26 protein-coding genes are annotated in these 18277 nt (G+C 44.4%); all 26 read right to left on the reverse strand.

From position 1 onward, the window contains the following. Window positions 1-6 precede the first annotated feature (6 nt). Window positions 7-441, reverse strand: a complete 435-nt coding sequence (gene rplO, locus ACRWQM_RS17250) for a 50S ribosomal protein L15 (RefSeq protein WP_226411978.1) — start codon at window positions 439-441, stop codon at window positions 7-9. Further along, a complete protein-coding gene (rpmD, locus tag ACRWQM_RS17255; RefSeq protein ID WP_226411979.1) occupies window positions 441-629 on the reverse strand; it encodes a 50S ribosomal protein L30 in 189 nt (62 codons plus the stop codon). Before rpmD ends, rplO begins: the two co-directional genes overlap by 1 nt. 6 nt (window positions 630-635) lie before the next feature. Beyond that, complete coding sequence (gene rpsE / locus ACRWQM_RS17260; RefSeq protein WP_076502247.1) at window positions 636-1139, reverse strand: 30S ribosomal protein S5; 504 nt, start codon at window positions 1137-1139, stop codon at window positions 636-638. A 10-nt stretch (window positions 1140-1149) separates the two neighbouring features. Continuing rightward, window positions 1150-1500, reverse strand: coding sequence for a 50S ribosomal protein L18 (gene rplR, locus ACRWQM_RS17265; RefSeq protein ID WP_188843805.1), 351 nt, complete (start codon window positions 1498-1500; stop codon window positions 1150-1152). 10 nt (window positions 1501-1510) lie between these two features. Then, window positions 1511-2044, reverse strand: a complete 534-nt coding sequence (rplF, locus tag ACRWQM_RS17270; protein WP_226411980.1) for a 50S ribosomal protein L6 — start codon at window positions 2042-2044, stop codon at window positions 1511-1513. A gap of 10 nt (window positions 2045-2054) precedes the next feature. After that, window positions 2055-2447: a 30S ribosomal protein S8 gene (rpsH, locus tag ACRWQM_RS17275; RefSeq protein ID WP_188959299.1), complete on the reverse strand. Its 393-nt coding sequence runs from the start codon at window positions 2445-2447 to the stop codon at window positions 2055-2057. A 23-nt stretch (window positions 2448-2470) separates the two neighbouring features. Beyond that, entirely contained in the window at window positions 2471-2776 is a 306-nt protein-coding gene (gene rpsN, locus ACRWQM_RS17280) for a 30S ribosomal protein S14 (RefSeq protein ID WP_226411981.1), read from the reverse strand. A gap of 10 nt (window positions 2777-2786) precedes the next feature. Beyond that, window positions 2787-3326 carry a 50S ribosomal protein L5 gene (rplE, locus tag ACRWQM_RS17285; protein WP_226411982.1) on the reverse strand — a complete coding sequence of 180 codons (540 nt, stop codon included), beginning with the start codon at window positions 3324-3326 and terminating at the stop codon, window positions 2787-2789. Window positions 3327-3339: 13 nt separating this feature from the next. After that, entirely contained in the window at window positions 3340-3654 is a 315-nt protein-coding gene (gene rplX, locus ACRWQM_RS17290) for a 50S ribosomal protein L24 (protein ID WP_226411983.1), read from the reverse strand. Between the two features lie 12 nt (window positions 3655-3666). Then, complete coding sequence (rplN, locus tag ACRWQM_RS17295) at window positions 3667-4035, reverse strand: 50S ribosomal protein L14 (RefSeq protein WP_011494644.1); 369 nt, start codon at window positions 4033-4035, stop codon at window positions 3667-3669. 178 nt (window positions 4036-4213) lie between these two features. Then, complete coding sequence (rpsQ, locus tag ACRWQM_RS17300; protein WP_188922997.1) at window positions 4214-4462, reverse strand: 30S ribosomal protein S17; 249 nt, start codon at window positions 4460-4462, stop codon at window positions 4214-4216. Continuing rightward, entirely contained in the window at window positions 4462-4653 is a 192-nt protein-coding gene (gene rpmC, locus ACRWQM_RS17305) for a 50S ribosomal protein L29 (RefSeq protein ID WP_006083592.1), read from the reverse strand. Before rpmC ends, rpsQ begins: the two co-directional genes overlap by 1 nt. Next, window positions 4653-5063, reverse strand: a complete 411-nt coding sequence (gene rplP / locus ACRWQM_RS17310; protein WP_124017689.1) for a 50S ribosomal protein L16 — start codon at window positions 5061-5063, stop codon at window positions 4653-4655. The genes rpmC and rplP overlap by 1 nt, the downstream gene beginning before the upstream one ends. An 11-nt stretch (window positions 5064-5074) precedes the next feature. Further along, window positions 5075-5764: a 30S ribosomal protein S3 gene (gene rpsC, locus ACRWQM_RS17315; RefSeq protein WP_226411984.1), complete on the reverse strand. Its 690-nt coding sequence runs from the start codon at window positions 5762-5764 to the stop codon at window positions 5075-5077. A gap of 12 nt (window positions 5765-5776) precedes the next feature. After that, window positions 5777-6109: a 50S ribosomal protein L22 gene (rplV, locus tag ACRWQM_RS17320; RefSeq protein WP_160056441.1), complete on the reverse strand. Its 333-nt coding sequence runs from the start codon at window positions 6107-6109 to the stop codon at window positions 5777-5779. A gap of 15 nt (window positions 6110-6124) precedes the next feature. Then, window positions 6125-6403, reverse strand: coding sequence for a 30S ribosomal protein S19 (gene rpsS / locus ACRWQM_RS17325; RefSeq protein ID WP_006083596.1), 279 nt, complete (start codon window positions 6401-6403; stop codon window positions 6125-6127). A gap of 14 nt (window positions 6404-6417) precedes the next feature. Next, a complete protein-coding gene (gene rplB, locus ACRWQM_RS17330; protein ID WP_226411985.1) occupies window positions 6418-7242 on the reverse strand; it encodes a 50S ribosomal protein L2 in 825 nt (274 codons plus the stop codon). A 16-nt stretch (window positions 7243-7258) separates the two neighbouring features. Then, window positions 7259-7561 (reverse strand): 50S ribosomal protein L23, encoded by a 303-nt coding sequence (rplW, locus tag ACRWQM_RS17335; RefSeq protein ID WP_226411987.1) that lies wholly within the window; start codon window positions 7559-7561, stop codon window positions 7259-7261. Beyond that, window positions 7558-8163 carry a 50S ribosomal protein L4 gene (gene rplD / locus ACRWQM_RS17340; protein WP_226411989.1) on the reverse strand — a complete coding sequence of 202 codons (606 nt, stop codon included), beginning with the start codon at window positions 8161-8163 and terminating at the stop codon, window positions 7558-7560. Before rplD ends, rplW begins: the two co-directional genes overlap by 4 nt. A 17-nt stretch (window positions 8164-8180) precedes the next feature. Further along, window positions 8181-8819: a 50S ribosomal protein L3 gene (gene rplC, locus ACRWQM_RS17345; RefSeq protein WP_226411991.1), complete on the reverse strand. Its 639-nt coding sequence runs from the start codon at window positions 8817-8819 to the stop codon at window positions 8181-8183. Between the two features lie 27 nt (window positions 8820-8846). Then, the gene (rpsJ, locus tag ACRWQM_RS17350; protein ID WP_011635639.1) at window positions 8847-9158 is read right to left on the reverse strand and encodes a 30S ribosomal protein S10; all 312 of its coding nucleotides are present in this window, start codon (window positions 9156-9158) and stop codon (window positions 8847-8849) included. A 340-nt stretch (window positions 9159-9498) separates the two neighbouring features. Then, window positions 9499-10683, reverse strand: a complete 1185-nt coding sequence (tuf, locus tag ACRWQM_RS17355; protein ID WP_434927790.1) for an elongation factor Tu — start codon at window positions 10681-10683, stop codon at window positions 9499-9501. Between the two features lie 70 nt (window positions 10684-10753). Continuing rightward, window positions 10754-12850, reverse strand: coding sequence for an elongation factor G (gene fusA / locus ACRWQM_RS17360; protein WP_434927797.1), 2097 nt, complete (start codon window positions 12848-12850; stop codon window positions 10754-10756). Between the two features lie 81 nt (window positions 12851-12931). Continuing rightward, on the reverse strand, window positions 12932-13402 hold the full coding sequence (gene rpsG, locus ACRWQM_RS17365) for a 30S ribosomal protein S7 (protein ID WP_226411997.1): 471 nt from the start codon (window positions 13400-13402) through the stop codon (window positions 12932-12934). Window positions 13403-13484: 82 nt separating this feature from the next. Further along, window positions 13485-13859 (reverse strand): 30S ribosomal protein S12, encoded by a 375-nt coding sequence (gene rpsL / locus ACRWQM_RS17370; RefSeq protein ID WP_025823559.1) that lies wholly within the window; start codon window positions 13857-13859, stop codon window positions 13485-13487. Between the two features lie 181 nt (window positions 13860-14040). Next, the gene (gene rpoC, locus ACRWQM_RS17375) at window positions 14041-18261 is read right to left on the reverse strand and encodes a DNA-directed RNA polymerase subunit beta' (protein WP_434927795.1); all 4221 of its coding nucleotides are present in this window, start codon (window positions 18259-18261) and stop codon (window positions 14041-14043) included. Window positions 18262-18277 lie beyond the last annotated feature (16 nt).

The following is an 18277-nucleotide window of genomic DNA, read 5'->3' on the forward strand; positions in this document are numbered from 1 at the left end:
GACGTATTATTCCTCGATCTTGCCACCGGCAGCTTCAATAGCTGCACGTGCACCTTTGGTTACCTTTAGACCTTTTACAGTCACTGGGCGCTCAATGGTACCTGAAAGAACGATTTTCGCAAACTGGATATTGCGAGTAATAACGTTCGCAGCTTTCAGAGTGTTTAAATCGATGACATCACCGTTAACTTTTGCTAGTTCGAGTAAACGAACTTCAGCTGAAACCAAAGCTTTGCGAGATGTAAAGCCGAACTTAGGTAAACGGATTTTAAGAGGCATTTGACCGCCTTCAAAACCTACACGCACACCGCCGCCAGAACGAGACTTTTGTCCCTTATGACCACGACCTGCTGTTTTACCTAAACCTGAACCAATACCTCGGCCAACACGCTTAGGAGCAGATTTAGAACCTGCTGCTGGAGATAGAGTATTTAGACGCATTATCCTAATTCCTCCACCGAAACCATGTAGTAAACCTTGTTAATCATACCGCGAACTGAAGGAGTATCTTCAAGTTCAACTGTATGACCAATACGGCGCAGACCTAAACCTGTTAGGGTAGCTCGGTGTTTTGGTAAACGACCGATGCTGCTTTTGGTCTGTGTTACTTTAACTGTTTTAGTAGCCATGGTGCATTATCCCCGAATTTCGTCAACATTCAGGCCACGTTTAGCAGCGATTTGAGCAGGTGACTTCATGTGCACCAACGCATCGACTGTAGCGCGAACGATGTTGATCGGGTTAGTAGAACCGTATGCTTTTGACAGAACGTTATGAACGCCTGCTACTTCCAATACGGCACGCATTGCGCCACCGGCAATAATACCAGTACCTTGTGATGCTGGTTGCATGTACACAAGTGAACCTGTATGACGACCTTTAACTGGGTGATGCAGAGTACCTGCATTCAACTCAACGGTCACAATGTTACGACGCGCTTTTTCCATAGCTTTTTGAATCGCTGCTGGAACTTCACGTGCTTTACCATAGCCATAGCCAATCTTACCGTTACCGTCACCCACTACTGTTAGTGCTGTGAAGCTAAAGATACGACCGCCCTTAACTACTTTAGAAACACGATTAACTGCAATCAATTTTTCTTGCAAATCGTCTTTTTGCTGAGCTTCTAATTTAGCCATTTATAACCCCTTAGAACTTCAGGCCAGCTTCACGAGCAGCGTCTGCTAATGCAGCCACACGTCCGTGATACTTGAAACCAGAACGGTCGAACGCAACAGTAGCCACGCCCTTCTCGATCGCACGCTCAGCAACTAGTTTACCAATTGCTTTGGCCGCATCTACGTTTCCGGTACTCTTTAGTTGCTCTTTAACTGTTTTTTCAACAGTTGAAGCGGCAGCTAACACCTGAGCTTCAGGACTAATAACCTGAGCATAAATGTGACGCGGTGTACGATGTACAACCAGACGATTCACGCCTAGCTCTTGGATCTTCTTACGTGCACGAGTAGCGCGACGTAAGCGAGATGTTTTCTTATCCATATCGCGTTACCTACTTCTTCTTAGCCTCTTTACGGCGTACAACTTCGTCGTCATAGCGAACACCTTTACCTTTATAAGGCTCTGGTGGACGGTAACCACGAATGTTTGCAGCAACTTGACCAACCAACTGTTTATCAACGCCTGTTAGGACGATTTCAGTTTGGCTAGGACATTCTACTGTCACGCCTGCGGGTAGCTTGTGTACTAATGGATGTGAGAAACCTAATGTTAAGTCTAAGTCACTACCAGCGATTTTCGCACGGTAACCTACACCAACAAGTTTAAGTTTTTTCACAAAACCTTGAGATACACCAACAACCATATTGTTTACTAGTGCACGTGCAGTACCTGCCTGTGCCCAAGCTTTTTCAAAGCCTTCGACAGGTAGAAACTTAACTTGTGCATCTTCGATAACAACATTTACCGCATTGTTGATTACTCGAGTCAGACTTCCTTTACTGCCTTTGACAGTTAAAGTCTGTTCGTTTAAAGTCACCTCTACGTCAGCAGGGATAGTGACTGGTGCTTTTGCAACACGAGACATTACTAACTCCTTACGCTACGTAGCAGATAACCTCGCCACCCGAGCCAAATTGGCGGGCGGCACGATCAGTCATCAAGCCTTTAGAAGTGGACACAATTGCGATACCCAGACCGCCCATAACCTTTGGAAGTTCGTCTTTACCTTTGTAAATACGAAGACCAGGACGGCTTACGCGCTGGATAGTCTCAACGACTGGTTTGCCTTGAAAGTACTTTAATGTAATTTCTAATTCAGGCTTAGCTTCATCTGCTACGGCGTAGTCAGTAATGAAACCTTCATCTTTAAGTAATTTCGCAATTGCTACTTTTAACTTAGCTGAAGGCATCTTTACAGATACGTGGTTAGCAGCTTGGCCGTTACGAATACGGGTTAACATATCCGCAATAGGATCTTGCATGCTCATATTAGCTTACTCCGTACAAGTGCTTACCAGCTGGCCTTACGTAGGCCAGGAACTTCACCACGCATGGTTGCTTCACGTAATTTAATACGGCTTAAGCCGAATTTACGTAAGAAGCCATGTGGGCGACCAGTTTGATTACAGCGATTGCGTTGACGCGATGCGCTTGAATCACGTGGTAGTGCTTGCAACTTAAGTACCGCATCCCAACGATCTTCTTCCGAAGTCTCTGGGCTGCTGATAGTAGCTTTAAGTGCTAGACGCTTTTCAGCATACTTAGCTACGAGCTGTGCACGTTTTGCTTCACGTGCTTTCATAGAAGTTTTAGCCATTATGCTACCCTTATTTCTTAAATGGGAAGTTAAAAGCGGTCAACAAAGCACGACCTTCTTCATCATTTTTCGCAGTAGTAGTGATAACAATATCCATACCACGAATCTTATCGATTTTATCGTAATCGATCTCAGGGAAGATGATCTGTTCTTTCACACCCATTGCGTAATTACCACGACCGTCAAACGCTTTAGCGCTTAAGCCACGGAAATCACGAATACGTGGGATTGCAATGTCAACTAGACGCTCTAAAAATTCCCACATGCGCTCACCGCGCAGGGTAACTTTACAGCCTATAGGGTAGCCTTCACGGATTTTAAAGCCAGCAACTGATTTACGAGCAACAGTTACAATTGGCTTTTGGCCAGCGATTGCAGTCATGTCACGAAGCGCGTGCTCCATAACTTTCTTATCTGCAACAGCTTCACCAACACCCATATTAAGGGTGATTTTATCAATCCGAGGGACTTGCATGACACTGCTATAACCGAACTTTTTAGCTAGTTCAGCGATCACAGTCTCTTGATATTTATCATGCAGTTTCGCCATCGTTTACTCCAAATTACTTAACGAGTTCGCTGTTCGATTTATAAAAACGGACTTTTTTGTCGTTTTCAAATCGGAAACCAACACGATCTGCCTTGCCTGTGGCTTGGTTAAAGATCGCTACGTTTGATGTTTGCATCGGTGCTTCTTTCTCGATAACGCCGCCAGCTACGCCCAATTGTGGGTTTGGCTTTTGGTGTTTCTTAACGAGATTGATGCCTTCAACAATTAATTTACCAGTAGGTAGAACTTGAGAAACCTTACCGCGTTTACCCTTGTCTTTACCTGCTAATACAATCACTTCGTCTTCACGACGGATTTTTGCTGCCATTTTGAAAGCTCCTTACAGTACTTCAGGTGCCAGAGAGACAATCTTCATAAATTGCTCAGTACGCAATTCACGTGTCACTGGTCCAAAGATACGAGTACCAATCGGTGCAAGGTTTGCGTTAAGCAATACCGCTGCATTCCGATCGAAGCGAATGACAGAACCGTCTGGACGACGTACGCCTTTCTTAGTACGGACTACCACCGCGTTATATACATCACCTTTCTTCGCTTTAGCGCGAGGAATCGCTTCTTTAACAGAAACTTTGATAATGTCGCCGATACCGGCATAACGACGATGAGAGCCACCCAAGACCTTAATACACTGAACTCTACGTGCGCCACTATTACATGCGACGTCTAGAGTCGATTGCATTTGGATCATTTTAAGTGCTCCGCTATCGTTACTACACAAATCCCAATATTGGGACAATATTTAGCCAAAAATGAGGATAGTTTTACTCAATTTTGGCGCGCAAGTATAACACCACAATATCGGATTGCATAGTAAAAAAACAAACGGCTCCAAAATAAGGAGCCGTTTAGATTAACCTAACATAAAATTAGGCTTTGGTTACTACTTCAGCTAGGGTCCAAGACTTAGTCTTAGATAGAGGACGACACTGACTAATAGTCACTATGTCACCTTCATTACACTGATTAGTTTCGTCATGTGCATGGATCTTAGTAGTACGCTTGATGTACTTCCCATAAATAGGATGTTTCACTTGGCGCTCAATAGCAACAGTAATAGATTTTTCCATTTTGTTGCTAATTACTTTACCTTGCAAAGTACGGATTTTATCAGACATTACGCACCTGCCTTAGAAGTAATAATGGTCTTAACACGTGCAATGTTACGACGCACTAGTTTCAATTGATTCGTTTGAGTCAATTGACCAGTAGCGTGTTGCATACGCAGGTTAAACTGCTCACGCAGCAGACCAAGTAATTCAGCGTTAAGTTCTTCAACGCTCTTTTCTCTTAGTTCGCTCGCTTTCATTACATCACCGTCTTAGTTACGAAGGTAGTCTTCAGAGGTAGTTTAGCTGATGCTAAAGCGAAGGCTTCACGAGCCAACGATTCAGGTACACCACCCATCTCATAAAGAACCTTACCAGGTTGAATCTGACATACCCAGTATTCAACGTTACCTTTACCTTTACCCATACGCACTTCAAGAGGCTTAGAGGTAATTGGTTTGTCAGGGAAAACTCGAATCCAAATTTGTCCTTGACGTTTAACATGACGTGTCATGGCACGACGTGCAGATTCGATTTGACGAGCAGTTAAACGGCCACGGCCGACTGCTTTCAAACCGAAAGTACCAAAGCTAACTTCAGTACCGTTCGCTAGACCGCGGTTGCGGCCTTTGAACATCTTGCGAAACTTCATACGTTTAGGTTGCAGCATTAAAGTTTCTCCTATTTACCACGAGGCTTACGCTTAGGTTGCTGCTTTGGCTCTTCAATAGCAGGCATCATACCGTCTAGAACTTCGCCTTTGAAGATCCAAACTTTAATACCAATCACACCATATTGCGTGTGACTTTCAGCTGTTGAATAGTCGATATCAGCACGTAAAGTATGTAAAGGTACACGACCTTCACGATACCATTCTGCACGTGCGATTTCAGCACCACCTAAACGGCCGCTAACTTGAACCTTGATGCCTTGAGCACCAATACGCATTGCGTTTTGAACCGCGCGCTTCATAGCACGACGGAACATAACACGGCGCTCTAATTGCTGTGCAATACTGTCAGCAACAAGCTTAGCGTCTAATTCAGGCTTACGGATTTCAGCGATGTTGATTTGAGCAGTAGTGCCTGTGATTTTAGACACATATGCACGTAGTACTTCAACGTCTTCACCTTTCTTACCAATCACAACACCTGGACGGGCAGTGTGAATAGTAACGCGGATGCTTTTCGCTGGGCGTTCAATGACAATCTTAGATACTGATGCGGCCTTTAACTTTTCAGTTAAATATTGACGCACTTCCCAGTCGCTGTTCAGATTATTTGCATAGTCTGATCCATCTGCGTACCAGGTAGAGATCCAAGGCTTAGTGATACCCAGACGGATACCATTAGGATGTACTTTCTGTCCCATTGCTCTCTTCTCCTAGCGATCTGATACAACCACAGTAATGTGGCTGGTACGCTTCATGATACGATCAGCGCGACCTTTGGCACGTGGCATGATACGCTTCATAGTTGGGCCTTCATCTACGAAGACGGCTCCAACTTTAAGCTCATCAATATCCGCACCTTCGTTGTGTTCGGCGTTTGCTATAGCTGAGTCAAGTACTTTTTTAACTAGTACGGCGGCTTTCTTGGGGCTGAATGTCAAAATCTCGAGTGCCTTAGAAACAGGCAATCCGCGAATTTGATCAGCAACTAGACGGGCCTTCTGCGCAGACGTACGAGCAAAACGATGTTTAGCTAAAACTTCCATCTTATTCCTCCCGTATTAACGCTTCTTCGCTTTCTTATCTGCAGCATGGCCGCGATAAGTGCGAGTTGGTGAAAATTCACCAAGCTTGTGGCCGATCATTTCGTCAGTTACGAACACAGGTACGTGCTGACGACCATTATGGACAGCGATGGTCAACCCAATCATATTAGGGATGATCATTGAGCGGCGAGACCAAGTTTTAATTGGCTTTTTATCTCCCGCTTCCATCGCTTTCTCTACCTTCTTCAGCAAGTGCAGGTCAATGAAGGGACCTTTCTTGAGAGAACGTGGCATGGCGAATCCTCTTACTATTTATTACGACGACGTACGATGTACTTGTCAGTGCGCTTATTACTACGAGTTTTATAACCCTTAGTTGGCACACCCCATGGACTCACTGGATGACGTCCACCAGAAGTACGGCCTTCACCACCACCATGTGGATGGTCTACTGGGTTCATTGCAACACCACGCACTGTTGGGCGTACGCCTCTCCAGCGCTTAGCACCTGCTTTACCTAATTGGCGTAGCATGTGTTCGGCATTTCCAACTTCACCAAATGTCGCGCGGCAATCAACTGGAACTTTACGCATTTCGCCAGAGCGAAGACGTAGAGTTGCATATGCGCCATCACGAGCAACAACTTGTACATAGGCACCAGCTGAACGAGCGATTTGAGCACCTTTACCAGGCTTCATTTCTACTGCGTGAACAACTGAACCAACAGGAATGTTGCGTAACGGTTTAGCGTTACCAGTTTTGATTTCAGCATCATTACCAGATTGGATTGGATCGCCAGATTTCATGCCTTTAGCAGCAAGAATATAACGACGCTCACCATCTGCGTATAATACTAAAGCAATGTGCGCAGTACGGTTTGGATCGTACTCAATACGCTCAACTTTTCCTGGAATTCCATCTTTATCGCGTTTGAAGTCGATTAGACGGTAATGTTGCTTGTGACCACCACCGATGTGACGGACAGTGATACGGCCAGTATTGTTACGGCCACCACTTTTAGTTTTTCTCGCCAACAGGCCAGCAAAAGGTTTACCCTTATGCAGGTCCGTATTCACCACTTTAACTACGTGGCGACGACCTGGAGAGGTTGGCTTACACTTAATAACTGCCATGATAATTCTCCTTTGCTTACTCAGCGCCGCCGACGAAATCGATGTCAGCACCAGCAGCTAAAGTAACATAAGCTTTTTTCCAATCGCTGCGACGGCCAGTACGGGCGCCAGTACGTTTGGTTTTACCTTTGTTAACTAAAGTGCGAACTGTATCTACTTCAACTTCAAATAGCTTCGCTACTGCAGCTTTGATCTCTGCTTTAGTCGCATCGATTGCTACGCGGAAAACTACAGTGTTGTTTTTCTCTGCAACAACAGTACTCTTTTCAGAGATGTGCGGAGCAAGAATAACTTTTAGCAAACGTTCTTCGGTGATCATGCTAGCATCTCCTCAATTTGCTTCACTGCATCAGCAGTAACAAGAACAGTGTTAAACGCAATTAGACTTACTGGGTCTAGACCCGCAACGTCACGTACGTCAACTTTGTATAAGTTGCGAGCTGCTAAGAATAAATTCTCATCAACTTCTGCAGTAACAATTAGAACATCTTGTAAGTTCATTGCTGCTAATTTAGCTTTCAACTCTTTAGTTTTAGGAGCTTCAACACTAAATGATTCAACAACAACTAAACGTTCTTGACGTACCAATTCCGAAAATATGCTACGAAGAGCACCACGGTACATCTTTTTGTTAACTTTTTGGCTGTGATCTTGAGTTTTAGCAGCGAATGTTACGCCACCGCCACGCCAGATTGGGCCTTTAACACTACCGGCACGAGCACGGCCAGTGCCTTTTTGGCGCCAAGGCTTTTTGCCTGAGCCAATAACTTCCGCGCGCGTCTTTTGGGCACGAGTGCCTTGACGTGCGTTTGCAGCGTAAGCTACAACTACCTGATGAACCAATGCCTCGTTAAAGTCACGGCCGAAGGTAGTTTCGGAAACTTCAAGAGCGCTCTGCGCGTCTTTCAATACCAATTCCATTACTATCTCCTCAGACCTTAAGCTTTAACTGCTGGCTTGATAATCAAGTCACCATTGGTAGCGCCTGGAACAGCGCCGCGTACTAATATCAAGTTACGCTCTGCATCAACACGTACAACGTGTAAATTTTGAGTAGTTACTTGTTCAGCACCCATATGGCCTGACATCTTCTTGCCTTTGAATACACGACCGGGCGTTTGGTTCTGACCGATAGAACCATTCGAGCGGTGAGCCAAAGAGTTACCGTGAGTCATATCTTGGGTACGGAAGTTCCAACGCTTAACGCCGCCTTGGAAACCTTTACCTTTTGATTGACCGGTAACGTCTACTTTCGCCACTTCTGCGAAAATATCAACATTAAGCTCAGCACCAACTTCAATGCCTTCGCCTTCACCATCTGCTAGACGCACTTCCCATAAACCACGACCGGCAACTACGCCGCCCTTGGCAAAATGACCTGCTTCTGCTTTAGTGATGCGATTGGCTTTTTTGGTACCTGTAGTTAACTGTAGTGCACGGTAGCCGTCAGTTTCTAAAGTTTTCACTTGAGTAACACGGTTGCCAGCTACTTCAATAACTGTTACTGGGATTGACGTACCATCTTCAGTGAAGATGCGAGTCATACCCACTTTACGACCAATAAGACCGATAGCCATCTCTCAAACCTCTTCTAAGGATCTCAATTAACCTAAGCTAATCTGAACGTCGACACCAGCCGCAAGATCTAAACGCATTAGCGCGTCTACTGTCTTTTCTGTTGGCTCTACGATGTCAACTAAGCGCTTGTGTGTACGAATTTCATACTGATCACGAGCATCTTTGTTAACGTGCGGAGAGATCAAAACGGTATAACGCTCTTTGCGTGTAGGTAGTGGAATAGGACCACGGACCTGCGCGCCTGTACGCTTAGCAGTTTCAACGATTTCCGCTGTAGACTGATCAATTAAACGATGATCAAAGCCTTTCAAGCGGATACGGATTCTTTGGTTCTGCATTGACCAGAGCTCCTAAAATGGACACATAAAAAATCACCCTCTTGCTACTTCCTGATCGGAAATGCAGAGCGAGATGATTTAACCGTTCGACTCCCAATCGGAGTCGCTATGAATATGAAAAGCCTAATCGACTCTTCTTTCGCTCACTGCACTAGTGCAGCGAGTGGGCAATTATACAGATCTGGTTTATAAGATCAAGGCCCTTTGTGCGTTATATTAAAATAAGTCTACACAATTCGTTGCGCAGCATTTTACACAATTATTGTCAAAATACTAGTAAATTTTTTACAATAAAAAAGGAAGCCTAAGCTTCCTTTTTCAGTGTTAACTAAATTCGCAATTAAGCAATAATTTTAGCTACAACACCAGCACCAACTGTACGGCCACCTTCACGGATAGCAAAACGTAAACCGTCGTCCATCGCGATTGGGTAAATCAAAGTAACAACCATCTTGATGTTGTCACCAGGCATTACCATTTCTACGCCTTCTGGCAATTCGATAGTACCAGTTACGTCCGTTGTACGGAAATAGAACTGTGGACGGTATCCTTTGAAGAATGGAGTGTGACGTCCGCCTTCTTCTTTTGATAACACGTATACTTCTGATTCGAAAGTAGTGTGTGGGTTGATTGAACCAGGCTTAGCTAGTACTTGGCCACGTTCTACGTCATCACGCTTAGTACCACGTAATAACACACCACAGTTCTCGCCAGCACGACCTTCGTCAAGTAGCTTACGGAACATTTCTACGCCAGTACAAGTTGTTTTAGTTGTGTCTTTAACACCTACAATTTCAACTTCGTCTGATACGCGTACAATACCACGCTCAACACGACCAGTTACCACTGTACCACGACCTGAAATCGAGAATACGTCTTCGATTGGTAGTAGGAATGGCTTATCGATGTCACGCTCTGGCTCTGGAATATAAGTATCTAGTGCTTCTGCAAGCTCAAGAATTTTACCTTCCCATGCCGCATCGCCTTCTAACGCTTTTAATGCAGAACCTTGGATAACTGGTAAGTCATCACCTGGGAAGTCGTATTCTGAAAGAAGCTCACGCACTTCCATTTCTACTAATTCTAATAGCTCTTCGTCATCAACCATGTCACATTTGTTCATGAATACGATGATGAAAGGTACACCTACTTGACGAGAAAGTAGGATGTGCTCACGTGTTTGTGGCATTGGGCCGTCTGTAGCAGCAACTACTAAGATTGCGCCATCCATCTGTGCAGCACCAGTGATCATGTTTTTAACATAATCCGCGTGACCTGGACAGTCGACGTGTGCATAGTGACGAATTGGTGTGTCATATTCGATGTGAGAAGTATTAATGGTAATACCGCGCTCACGCTCTTCTGGAGCGTTATCGATTTGAGCGAAGTTACGCACTTCACCACCATAAGTCTTAGCTAACACAGCAGAAATAGCTGCAGTTAAAGTTGTTTTACCATGGTCAACGTGACCGATGGTGCCTACGTTTACGTGAGGCTTTTTACGTTCAAATTTAGCTTTTGCCACGATATATTCCTTTCTTTTTCAGAAGTGCTCGTTTAATTCGAGCAATATAACATTTATGCCGTAACCAATATTAGTTACGAGATTCTATAATCGCTTTTGCAATGTTTTGCGGTGCATCTGCGTACTTCAAGAACTCCATAGAGTATGAAGCACGACCCTGAGATGCTGAACGCAAATCAGTTGCATAACCAAACATTTCAGATAGAGGGACTACTGCTTGGATAAGTTTAACACCAGCGATGCCATCTTCCATACCTTCAATTATGCCACGACGGCGGTTTAAGTCACCTACTACGTCGCCCATATAATTTTCAGGAGTAGTCACTTCTACTTTCATACAAGGTTCGAGCAACACAGGGGTAGCTTCTAGCGCACCCTTTTTGAAGCCCATAGAACCCGCAATCTTAAATGCCATCTCATTCGAATCCACATCATGATATGAACCATCGAATAAAGTGACCTTTACGTCAAGTACAGGGTAGCCAGCTAAAACGCCGTTCTTCATCTGTTCTTGAATACCTTTGTCAACGGCAGGAATAAATTCACGAGGAACTGTACCCCCAACAATTTCATTGACAAATTCATAGCCTTCACCTTCTTCGCGTGGATCAATTCTTAGCCATACATGACCAAATTGACCTCGCCCACCGGATTGGCGTATAAACTTACCTTCTACTTCAACACTGGAACGAATAGTTTCACGATAGGCAACCTGAGGTTTACCTACGTTACACTCAACACCAAATTCGCGACGCATACGGTCAACGATAATGTCTAAGTGTAGCTCACCCATTCCAGATATCAGTATTTGAGCAGAGTCGTCATCAGTTTCGACTTTGAAAGAAGGGTCTTCCGCTGCTAATTTTTGCAACGCAATCGCCATTTTATCTTGGTCTGCTTTTGAACGAGGCTCAACAGCAATGGTAATTACTGGTTCTGGGAACTCCATGCGTTCTAGAATCACTTTGTGATCTATATCGCAAAGAGTATCACCTGTTGTGACATCTTTTAAACCAATTGCCGCAGCGATATCACCAGCACGTACTTCTTTTAACTCAGAGCGATCATTTGCATGCATTTGCACCATACGACCAATTCGTTCACGTTTCTGTTTAACAGAGTTGTAAACGGCTGCACCTGATTGAAGTACACCGGAATATACGCGGATAAAGGTAAGTGTTCCAACAAATGGATCAGTGGCTATCTTAAATGCTAATGCCGCAAATGGGGCATTATCATCAGATGGACGTTCTACTTCTTGCTCTTCCTCATCAATACCCTTAATTGCAGGTACATCAACTGGAGCGGGTAAGAAGTCGACCACCGCATCTAACACCGCCTGAACACCTTTGTTCTTAAATGCTGAACCACAGGTTGCTAAGACAATTTCATTATTGATAGTGCGCTGACGCAATGCATGCTTAATCTCGATTTCTGAAAGTTCACCTGTTTCCAAGTATTTATCCATCAGTTCATCTGAGGCTTCAGCAGCAGCTTCCACAAGGTACTCACGCATATCTGTTGCCTTAGCAACAAGATGTGCTGGAATTTCTTCATAAGTGAATGACATCCCTTGATCTTCTTCAGACCAATTGATGGCTTTCATCTTAATCAAATCAATAACCCCTTTAAAATCCTCTTCTGTACCAATATTCATTTGAATAGGTACACAAGTGGCTCCAAGACGATTACGGATTTGTTTAATAACACGGTCAAAGTCAGCACCAGTACGATCCATCTTGTTAACAAATACAATGCGCGGAACGTGGTATTTGTCAGCTTGACGCCATACGGTTTCTGATTGAGGTTCAACGCCTGATGAGCCACAGAAGACAACAACTGCACCATCTAACACACGTAATGAACGCTCTACTTCAATAGTGAAATCAACGTGACCTGGGGTATCGATGATATTAATACGGTGTTCAGTGAACTGAGCATCCATACCACGCCAGAAAGTGGTAACAGCAGCCGAGGTAATTGTTATACCACGCTCTTGCTCTTGTACCATCCAGTCCGTAGTGGCGGCGCCGTCATGCACCTCACCAATTTTATGAGACAGACCGGTATAGAACAAAACACGTTCAGTTGTGGTAGTTTTACCTGCGTCCACATGAGCGACGATGCCGATATTTCGGTAACGCTCAATTGGGGTTGTACGAGCCACGATTATACCCTCTCAACTAAAGCAAAATTTGCTTTAGACAATATCAACAATATGGAGCGGGCTAATGCCCGCCCCATTATATTACCAACGGTAATGAGCAAACGCTTTGTTAGCTTCTGCCATGCGGTGAACGTCTTCACGTTTCTTAACCGCAGTACCTTTGTTTTCAGACGCATCTAGCATTTCACCTGCTAGACGTAGAGCCATAGATTTTTCACCACGTTTGCGAGCAGCTTCAACTAACCAGCGCATCGCTAGTGCGTTACGACGCACTGGACGAACTTCACATGGTACTTGATAAGTAGAACCACCAACGCGACGAGATTTAACTTCGACTGATGGACGTACGTTATCAAGAGCTGCTTCAAGGATAGATAAATGATCTTCGCTTTTCTTTTCAGCGACAACATCTAACGCCTTGTAGATAATTTTTTCTGCAGTCGACTTTTTGCCGTCTTGCATAATGACGTTGATGAACTTAGCCAACAACTCACTGTGAAACTTTGGATCTGGTAGGATTTTACGTTGTCCTACAACGCGACGTCTTGGCATATTAATTCTCCGTATGCTTCAGGTATTTCCAAAACTGGAATGTTAAATAATACTAGCTTGGCCTTACTTCTAACGGGATACGTTAAGACTTAGGACGCTTAGCACCGTATTTAGAACGGCCTTGGCGACGTGTAGTCACGCCTGCACAATCTAATGCGCCACGAACAGTGTGGTAACGCACACCGGGTAAGTCTTTAACACGACCACCACGGATTAAGATTACACTATGCTCTTGCAAGTTATGGCCTTCACCACCGATGTACGAAGTTACTTCGAAACCGTTAGTAAGACGCACACGAGCTACTTTACGTAGAGCAGAGTTTGGTTTTTTTGGTGTTGTAGTGTACACACGAGTACAAACACCACGTTTTTGTGGGCACGCATTCAACGCAGGCACATTAGTCTTTTCGACTTTTGGCGCACGTGGCTTACGTACCAACTGGTTTACAGTTGCCATGTATAGCTCCGACAGTTGAATAACTCAACAATTAGGTGTGAAAAATCTATATCCCACAATGGTGGGACGCGGAATTTTAGAAAGGTAATGCCAATCTGTCAAGAAATAGCCAACTTTTGATCGAAATTCGAATAAAAAAGGCGCCAAAGGCGCCTTTTATTAACATTTTCGCAACTTAATCTTAGCTTCCTGCCAAATTAAGTAAGTCTGCTAAGTTCTGTTCAGCTTCGCTTGCTGTCACTTTTGGTGCTTCAACCTTGCCACCAGAAGCGGCTGCTTTAGCACGTTCTTCGTTACGAGTCTTATGATAAGCATAACCAGTACCCGCTGGGATCAAACGACCTACGATTACGTTTTCTTTCAGACCACGTAATGGATCACTCTTACCACCGACTGCAGCTTCAGTTAACACACGAGTCGTTTCTTGGAACGATGCTGCTGAGATGAATGATTCGGTAGCTAAAGAAGCTTTAGTTATACCTAATAAATCACGCTCAAACAATGCCGGCATCTTGCCTTGCGCTTCAAGTTCGCGGTTAGCGATCTTAACGCGAGCCACTTCAGCTTGCTCACCTTCTAAGAAGTCAGTGTCGCCTGACGAAGTGATAATACACTTACGTAGCATCTGACGAATGATCACTTCGATATGTTTATCGTTGATCTTCACACCCTGGAGGCGGTAAACGTCCTGTACTTCGTTAACAATGTAGTTTGCTACATGATGTATACCACGAAGACGTAAGATGTCGTGTGCCGCTTCTGGGCCGTCAGCAATAACTTCACCACGTTCGACTTTTTCACCTTCGAACACGTTTAAGTTACGCCACTTAGGGATCATCTCTTCATAATGATCGCCACCATCGGCAGGAGTAATCACTAGACGACGCTTGCCTTTAGTTTCTTTACCGAACGAAATAGTACCAGAGATTTCTGCAAGAATTGCAGGCTCTTTTGGCTTACGCGCTTCGAATAAGTCAGCAACACGTGGAAGACCACCGGTGATGTCACGTGTTTTAGACGATTCTTGAGGAATACGTGCTAATGCGTCACCAACGTTAATTTTCGCGTTATCATCTTTTGCTACAATCGCATTACCTGGTAAGAAGTATTGAGCTGGTACTTCTGTACCAGGGATCATTAAGTCATTACCATTAGCATCCACTAAGCGGATTGCTGGGCGCATTTCTTTACCCGCTGAAGTACGTGCACCAACGTCAAGTACAACAACAGAAGAAAGACCTGTTAACTCGTCGGTTTGACGTGTCATGGTTACGCCGTCGATCATGTCAACGAACTTAACTGTACCGGCAACTTCAGAAATAATTGGATGCGTATGTGGATCCCAGTTAGCGATTATGTCGCCAGCTGCCACTTCAGTATCTTCCAGTTTTTCTAAAACGGTACCGTAAGGCACTTTGTAACGTTCTTTCTCACGACCTAGTTCATCAATGATGGCTAGTTCAGATGAACGAGAAACAATTACAAGCTTACCGTCAATGTTAGAAACATGCTTAGCATTGTGTAACTTCAGAGAACCCGCGTTCTTAACTTGAACGTTGTTTTCTGCAGAAGCTCGAGATGCCGCACCACCAATGTGGAACGTACGCATGGTTAACTGTGTACCAGGTTCACCAATAGATTGCGCCGCAACAACACCAATCGCTTCACCGTGGTTAATAATATGACCACGAGCCAAATCACGACCGTAACATGCCGCACACACACCAAAATCTGTGTCACAGGTAATTACAGAGCGTACGATAACTTCATCGATGCTGTGCTCTTCTAATGTGTCACACCATGCTTCGTCTAGTAATGTATTACGCGGCGCTAATACTTCTTCAGTACCTGGCTTCAATACATCAATAGCAACCACACGACCCAGTACGCGTTCACGCAATGGCTCAACAACATCACCACCTTCAATAAGCGGCTTCATTGTTAGACCGTGTTCAACACCACAATCATCTTCAATAACCACTAAATCTTGTGCAACGTCAACAAGACGACGAGTTAGATAACCCGAGTTAGCTGTTTTCAATGCGGTATCGGCAAGACCTTTACGCGCACCGTGAGTAGAAATAAAGTACTGAAGTACGTTTAGGCCTTCACGGAAGTTAGCCGTAATTGGGGTTTCAATGATTGAGCCATCAGGCTTAGCCATCAAACCACGCATACCCGCTAGCTGACGGATCTGTGCAGCACTACCACGAGCGCCCGAGTCAGCCATCATATAGATGCTGTTAAACGAAGCTTGTTGCTCTGGCACGCCATCACGGTTAATCACTGTCTCAATTGACAGGTTTTCCATCATCGCTTTCGATACTTTTTCGTTGGCAGATGCCCAGATATCGATGACTTTGTTGTAACGCTCACCGGCAGTTACTAGACCAGACTGGAACTGCTCTTGAATTTCAAGCACTTCAGCTTCAGCATCTGCAACTAAGGTATATTTCTCGTCAGGAATAACCATGTCGTCGATACCTACAGAGGCACCAGAGATGGTTGCAAAACGGAAACCGGTATACATTAACTGGTCAGCAAAGATAACAGTATCTTTAAGACCTAGTTGACGATAACAAGTGTTCAACAATTTAGAAATCTGCTTCTTACCCATGTTTTGGTTAACCAAATCATATGATAAGCCTTCAGGCAGAATTAATGATAAAAGCGCACGTCCTACTGTTGTATCAACGATACGAGTAGCCTTAGTTCTTTCACCATCTTCAGCGATAGTTGTCTCTGTAACACGTACTTTAACGCGTGCATGTATCTCAACAGCACCAGTAGCATAAGCTTTCTCTACTTCTGACACGTCAGAGAATGCCATACCTTCACCGCGGCCATTAATACATTCGCGACTTGTGTAGTACAAACCTAATACAACGTCTTGAGACGGCGTAATTACTGGCTCACCGTTAGCAGGTGACAAAATGTTGTTGGTAGACATCATTAGCGCACGAGCTTCTAACTGAGCTTCAAGCGTTAATGGTACGTGTACCGCCATTTGGTCACCGTCGAAATCGGCGTTGTATGCCGCACAAACTAACGGATGTAATTGAATCGCTTTACCTTCAATCAGAACAGGTTCAAATGCTTGAATACCTAGTCTGTGAAGTGTTGGTGCACGGTTAAGCATGACTGGATGTTCACGAATTACTTCGTCTAACACATCCCATACTTCAGCCTGTTCACGCTCAACCATTTTCTTAGCAGCTTTGATGGTTGTAGCTAGGCCACGACCTTCTAATTTGCCATAGATAAATGGTTTAAATAGCTCAAGAGCCATCTTCTTAGGAAGACCACACTGGTGCAAACGTAAAGTAGGACCTACGGTAATTACCGAACGACCAGAGTAGTCAACACGCTTACCAAGTAAGTTCTGACGGAAACGACCTTGCTTACCTTTGATCATATCAGCCAAAGATTTAAGCGGGCGCTTGTTAGAACCGGTAATAGCACGACCACGACGACCGTTATCTAATAGCGCATCAACTGACTCTTGTAACATACGCTTTTCGTTACGTACGATAATGTCAGGCGCAGCTAAATCTAACAGACGCTTCAAACGGTTGTTACGGTTAATCACACGACGATATAGATCGTTAAGATCAGATGTCGCGAAGCGACCACCATCTAACGGCACTAATGGGCGTAGATCAGGTGGAAGAACCGGTAACACTTTTAAGATCATCCACTCTGGCTTGTTGCCAGATGTGAAAAATGCTTCCATCAATTTCAAACGCTTGGTCACTTTTTTGCGACGAGTTTCTGAATTTATTGATGGTAACTCTTCGCGCATTTGCTCGATTTGTTGCTCAAGATCGATAGCACGTAGCAATTCTAAAACTGCCTCAGCACCCATCTTCGCTTCGAACTCATCGCCGTACTCTTCTAACGCATCTAAATACGTTTCTTCGGTCAACATTTGACCGCGTTCAAGCGTGGTCATGCCAGGCTCGATCACAACAAATGATTCAAAGTACAGTACGCGTTCAATATCACGTAACGTCATATCTAACATTAAGCCGATACGAGACGGTAATGATTTTAAGAACCAAATATGTGCAACTGGGCTAGCCAGTTCAATGTGACCCATGCGCTCACGACGCACTTTAGTCTGGGTAACTTCTACGCCACACTTTTCACAAATGACACCACGGTGCTTAAGACGTTTGTATTTACCACACAAACATTCGTAATCTTTAACTGGACCAAAGATACGCGCACAGAACAAACCTTCACGTTCAGGTTTGAATGTACGGTAGTTAATGGTTTCTGGTTTTTTAACTTCACCAAATGACCAAGAGCGGATTAGATCAGGCGAAGCCAATCCAATTTTAATTCCGCTAAATTCTTCAGTCTTACTTTGCTGTTTAAGAAACTTTAATAAGTCTTTCACGTTTCTCTCCTGAAGG

The sequence above is a fragment of the Shewanella sp. HL-SH5 genome, from assembly GCF_051163755.1.
In the GTDB taxonomy this organism is placed as follows: domain Bacteria; phylum Pseudomonadota; class Gammaproteobacteria; order Enterobacterales; family Shewanellaceae; genus Shewanella; species Shewanella glacialimarina.

Bases quoted from the DNA above. Each gene is read 5' to 3' on its own strand.
- rplO (WP_226411978.1), bottom strand. From the start codon at position 441: ATGCGTCTAAATACTCTATCTCCAGCAGCAGGTTCTAAATCTGCTCCT.
- rpmD (WP_226411979.1), bottom strand. From the start codon at position 629: ATGGCTACTAAAACAGTTAAAGTAACACAGACCAAAAGCAGCATCGGT.
- rpsE (WP_076502247.1), bottom strand. From the start codon at position 1,139: ATGGCTAAATTAGAAGCTCAGCAAAAAGACGATTTGCAAGAAAAATTG.
- rplR (WP_188843805.1), bottom strand. From the start codon at position 1,500: ATGGATAAGAAAACATCTCGCTTACGTCGCGCTACTCGTGCACGTAAG.
- rplF (WP_226411980.1), bottom strand. From the start codon at position 2,044: ATGTCTCGTGTTGCAAAAGCACCAGTCACTATCCCTGCTGACGTAGAG.
- rpsH (WP_188959299.1), bottom strand. From the start codon at position 2,447: ATGAGCATGCAAGATCCTATTGCGGATATGTTAACCCGTATTCGTAAC.
- rpsN (WP_226411981.1), bottom strand. From the start codon at position 2,776: ATGGCTAAAACTTCTATGAAAGCACGTGAAGCAAAACGTGCACAGCTC.
- rplE (WP_226411982.1), bottom strand. From the start codon at position 3,326: ATGGCGAAACTGCATGATAAATATCAAGAGACTGTGATCGCTGAACTA.
- rplX (WP_226411983.1), bottom strand. From the start codon at position 3,654: ATGGCAGCAAAAATCCGTCGTGAAGACGAAGTGATTGTATTAGCAGGT.
- rplN (WP_011494644.1), bottom strand. From the start codon at position 4,035: ATGATCCAAATGCAATCGACTCTAGACGTCGCATGTAATAGTGGCGCA.
- rpsQ (WP_188922997.1), bottom strand. From the start codon at position 4,462: ATGTCTGATAAAATCCGTACTTTGCAAGGTAAAGTAATTAGCAACAAA.
- rpmC (WP_006083592.1), bottom strand. From the start codon at position 4,653: ATGAAAGCGAGCGAACTAAGAGAAAAGAGCGTTGAAGAACTTAACGCT.
- rplP (WP_124017689.1), bottom strand. From the start codon at position 5,063: ATGCTGCAACCTAAACGTATGAAGTTTCGCAAGATGTTCAAAGGCCGC.
- rpsC (WP_226411984.1), bottom strand. From the start codon at position 5,764: ATGGGACAGAAAGTACATCCTAATGGTATCCGTCTGGGTATCACTAAG.
- rplV (WP_160056441.1), bottom strand. From the start codon at position 6,109: ATGGAAGTTTTAGCTAAACATCGTTTTGCTCGTACGTCTGCGCAGAAG.
- rpsS (WP_006083596.1), bottom strand. From the start codon at position 6,403: ATGCCACGTTCTCTCAAGAAAGGTCCCTTCATTGACCTGCACTTGCTG.
- rplB (WP_226411985.1), bottom strand. From the start codon at position 7,242: ATGGCAGTTATTAAGTGTAAGCCAACCTCTCCAGGTCGTCGCCACGTA.
- rplW (WP_226411987.1), bottom strand. From the start codon at position 7,561: ATGATCACCGAAGAACGTTTGCTAAAAGTTATTCTTGCTCCGCACATC.
- rplD (WP_226411989.1), bottom strand. From the start codon at position 8,163: ATGGAATTGGTATTGAAAGACGCGCAGAGCGCTCTTGAAGTTTCCGAA.
- rplC (WP_226411991.1), bottom strand. From the start codon at position 8,819: ATGGCTATCGGTCTTATTGGTCGTAAAGTGGGTATGACTCGCATCTTC.
- rpsJ (WP_011635639.1), bottom strand. From the start codon at position 9,158: ATGCAGAACCAAAGAATCCGTATCCGCTTGAAAGGCTTTGATCATCGT.
- rpsG (WP_226411997.1), bottom strand. From the start codon at position 13,402: ATGCCAAGACGTCGCGTTGTAGGACAACGTAAAATCCTACCAGATCCA.
- rpsL (WP_025823559.1), bottom strand. From the start codon at position 13,859: ATGGCAACTGTAAACCAGTTGGTACGTAAGCCACGTGCGCCAAAAGTC.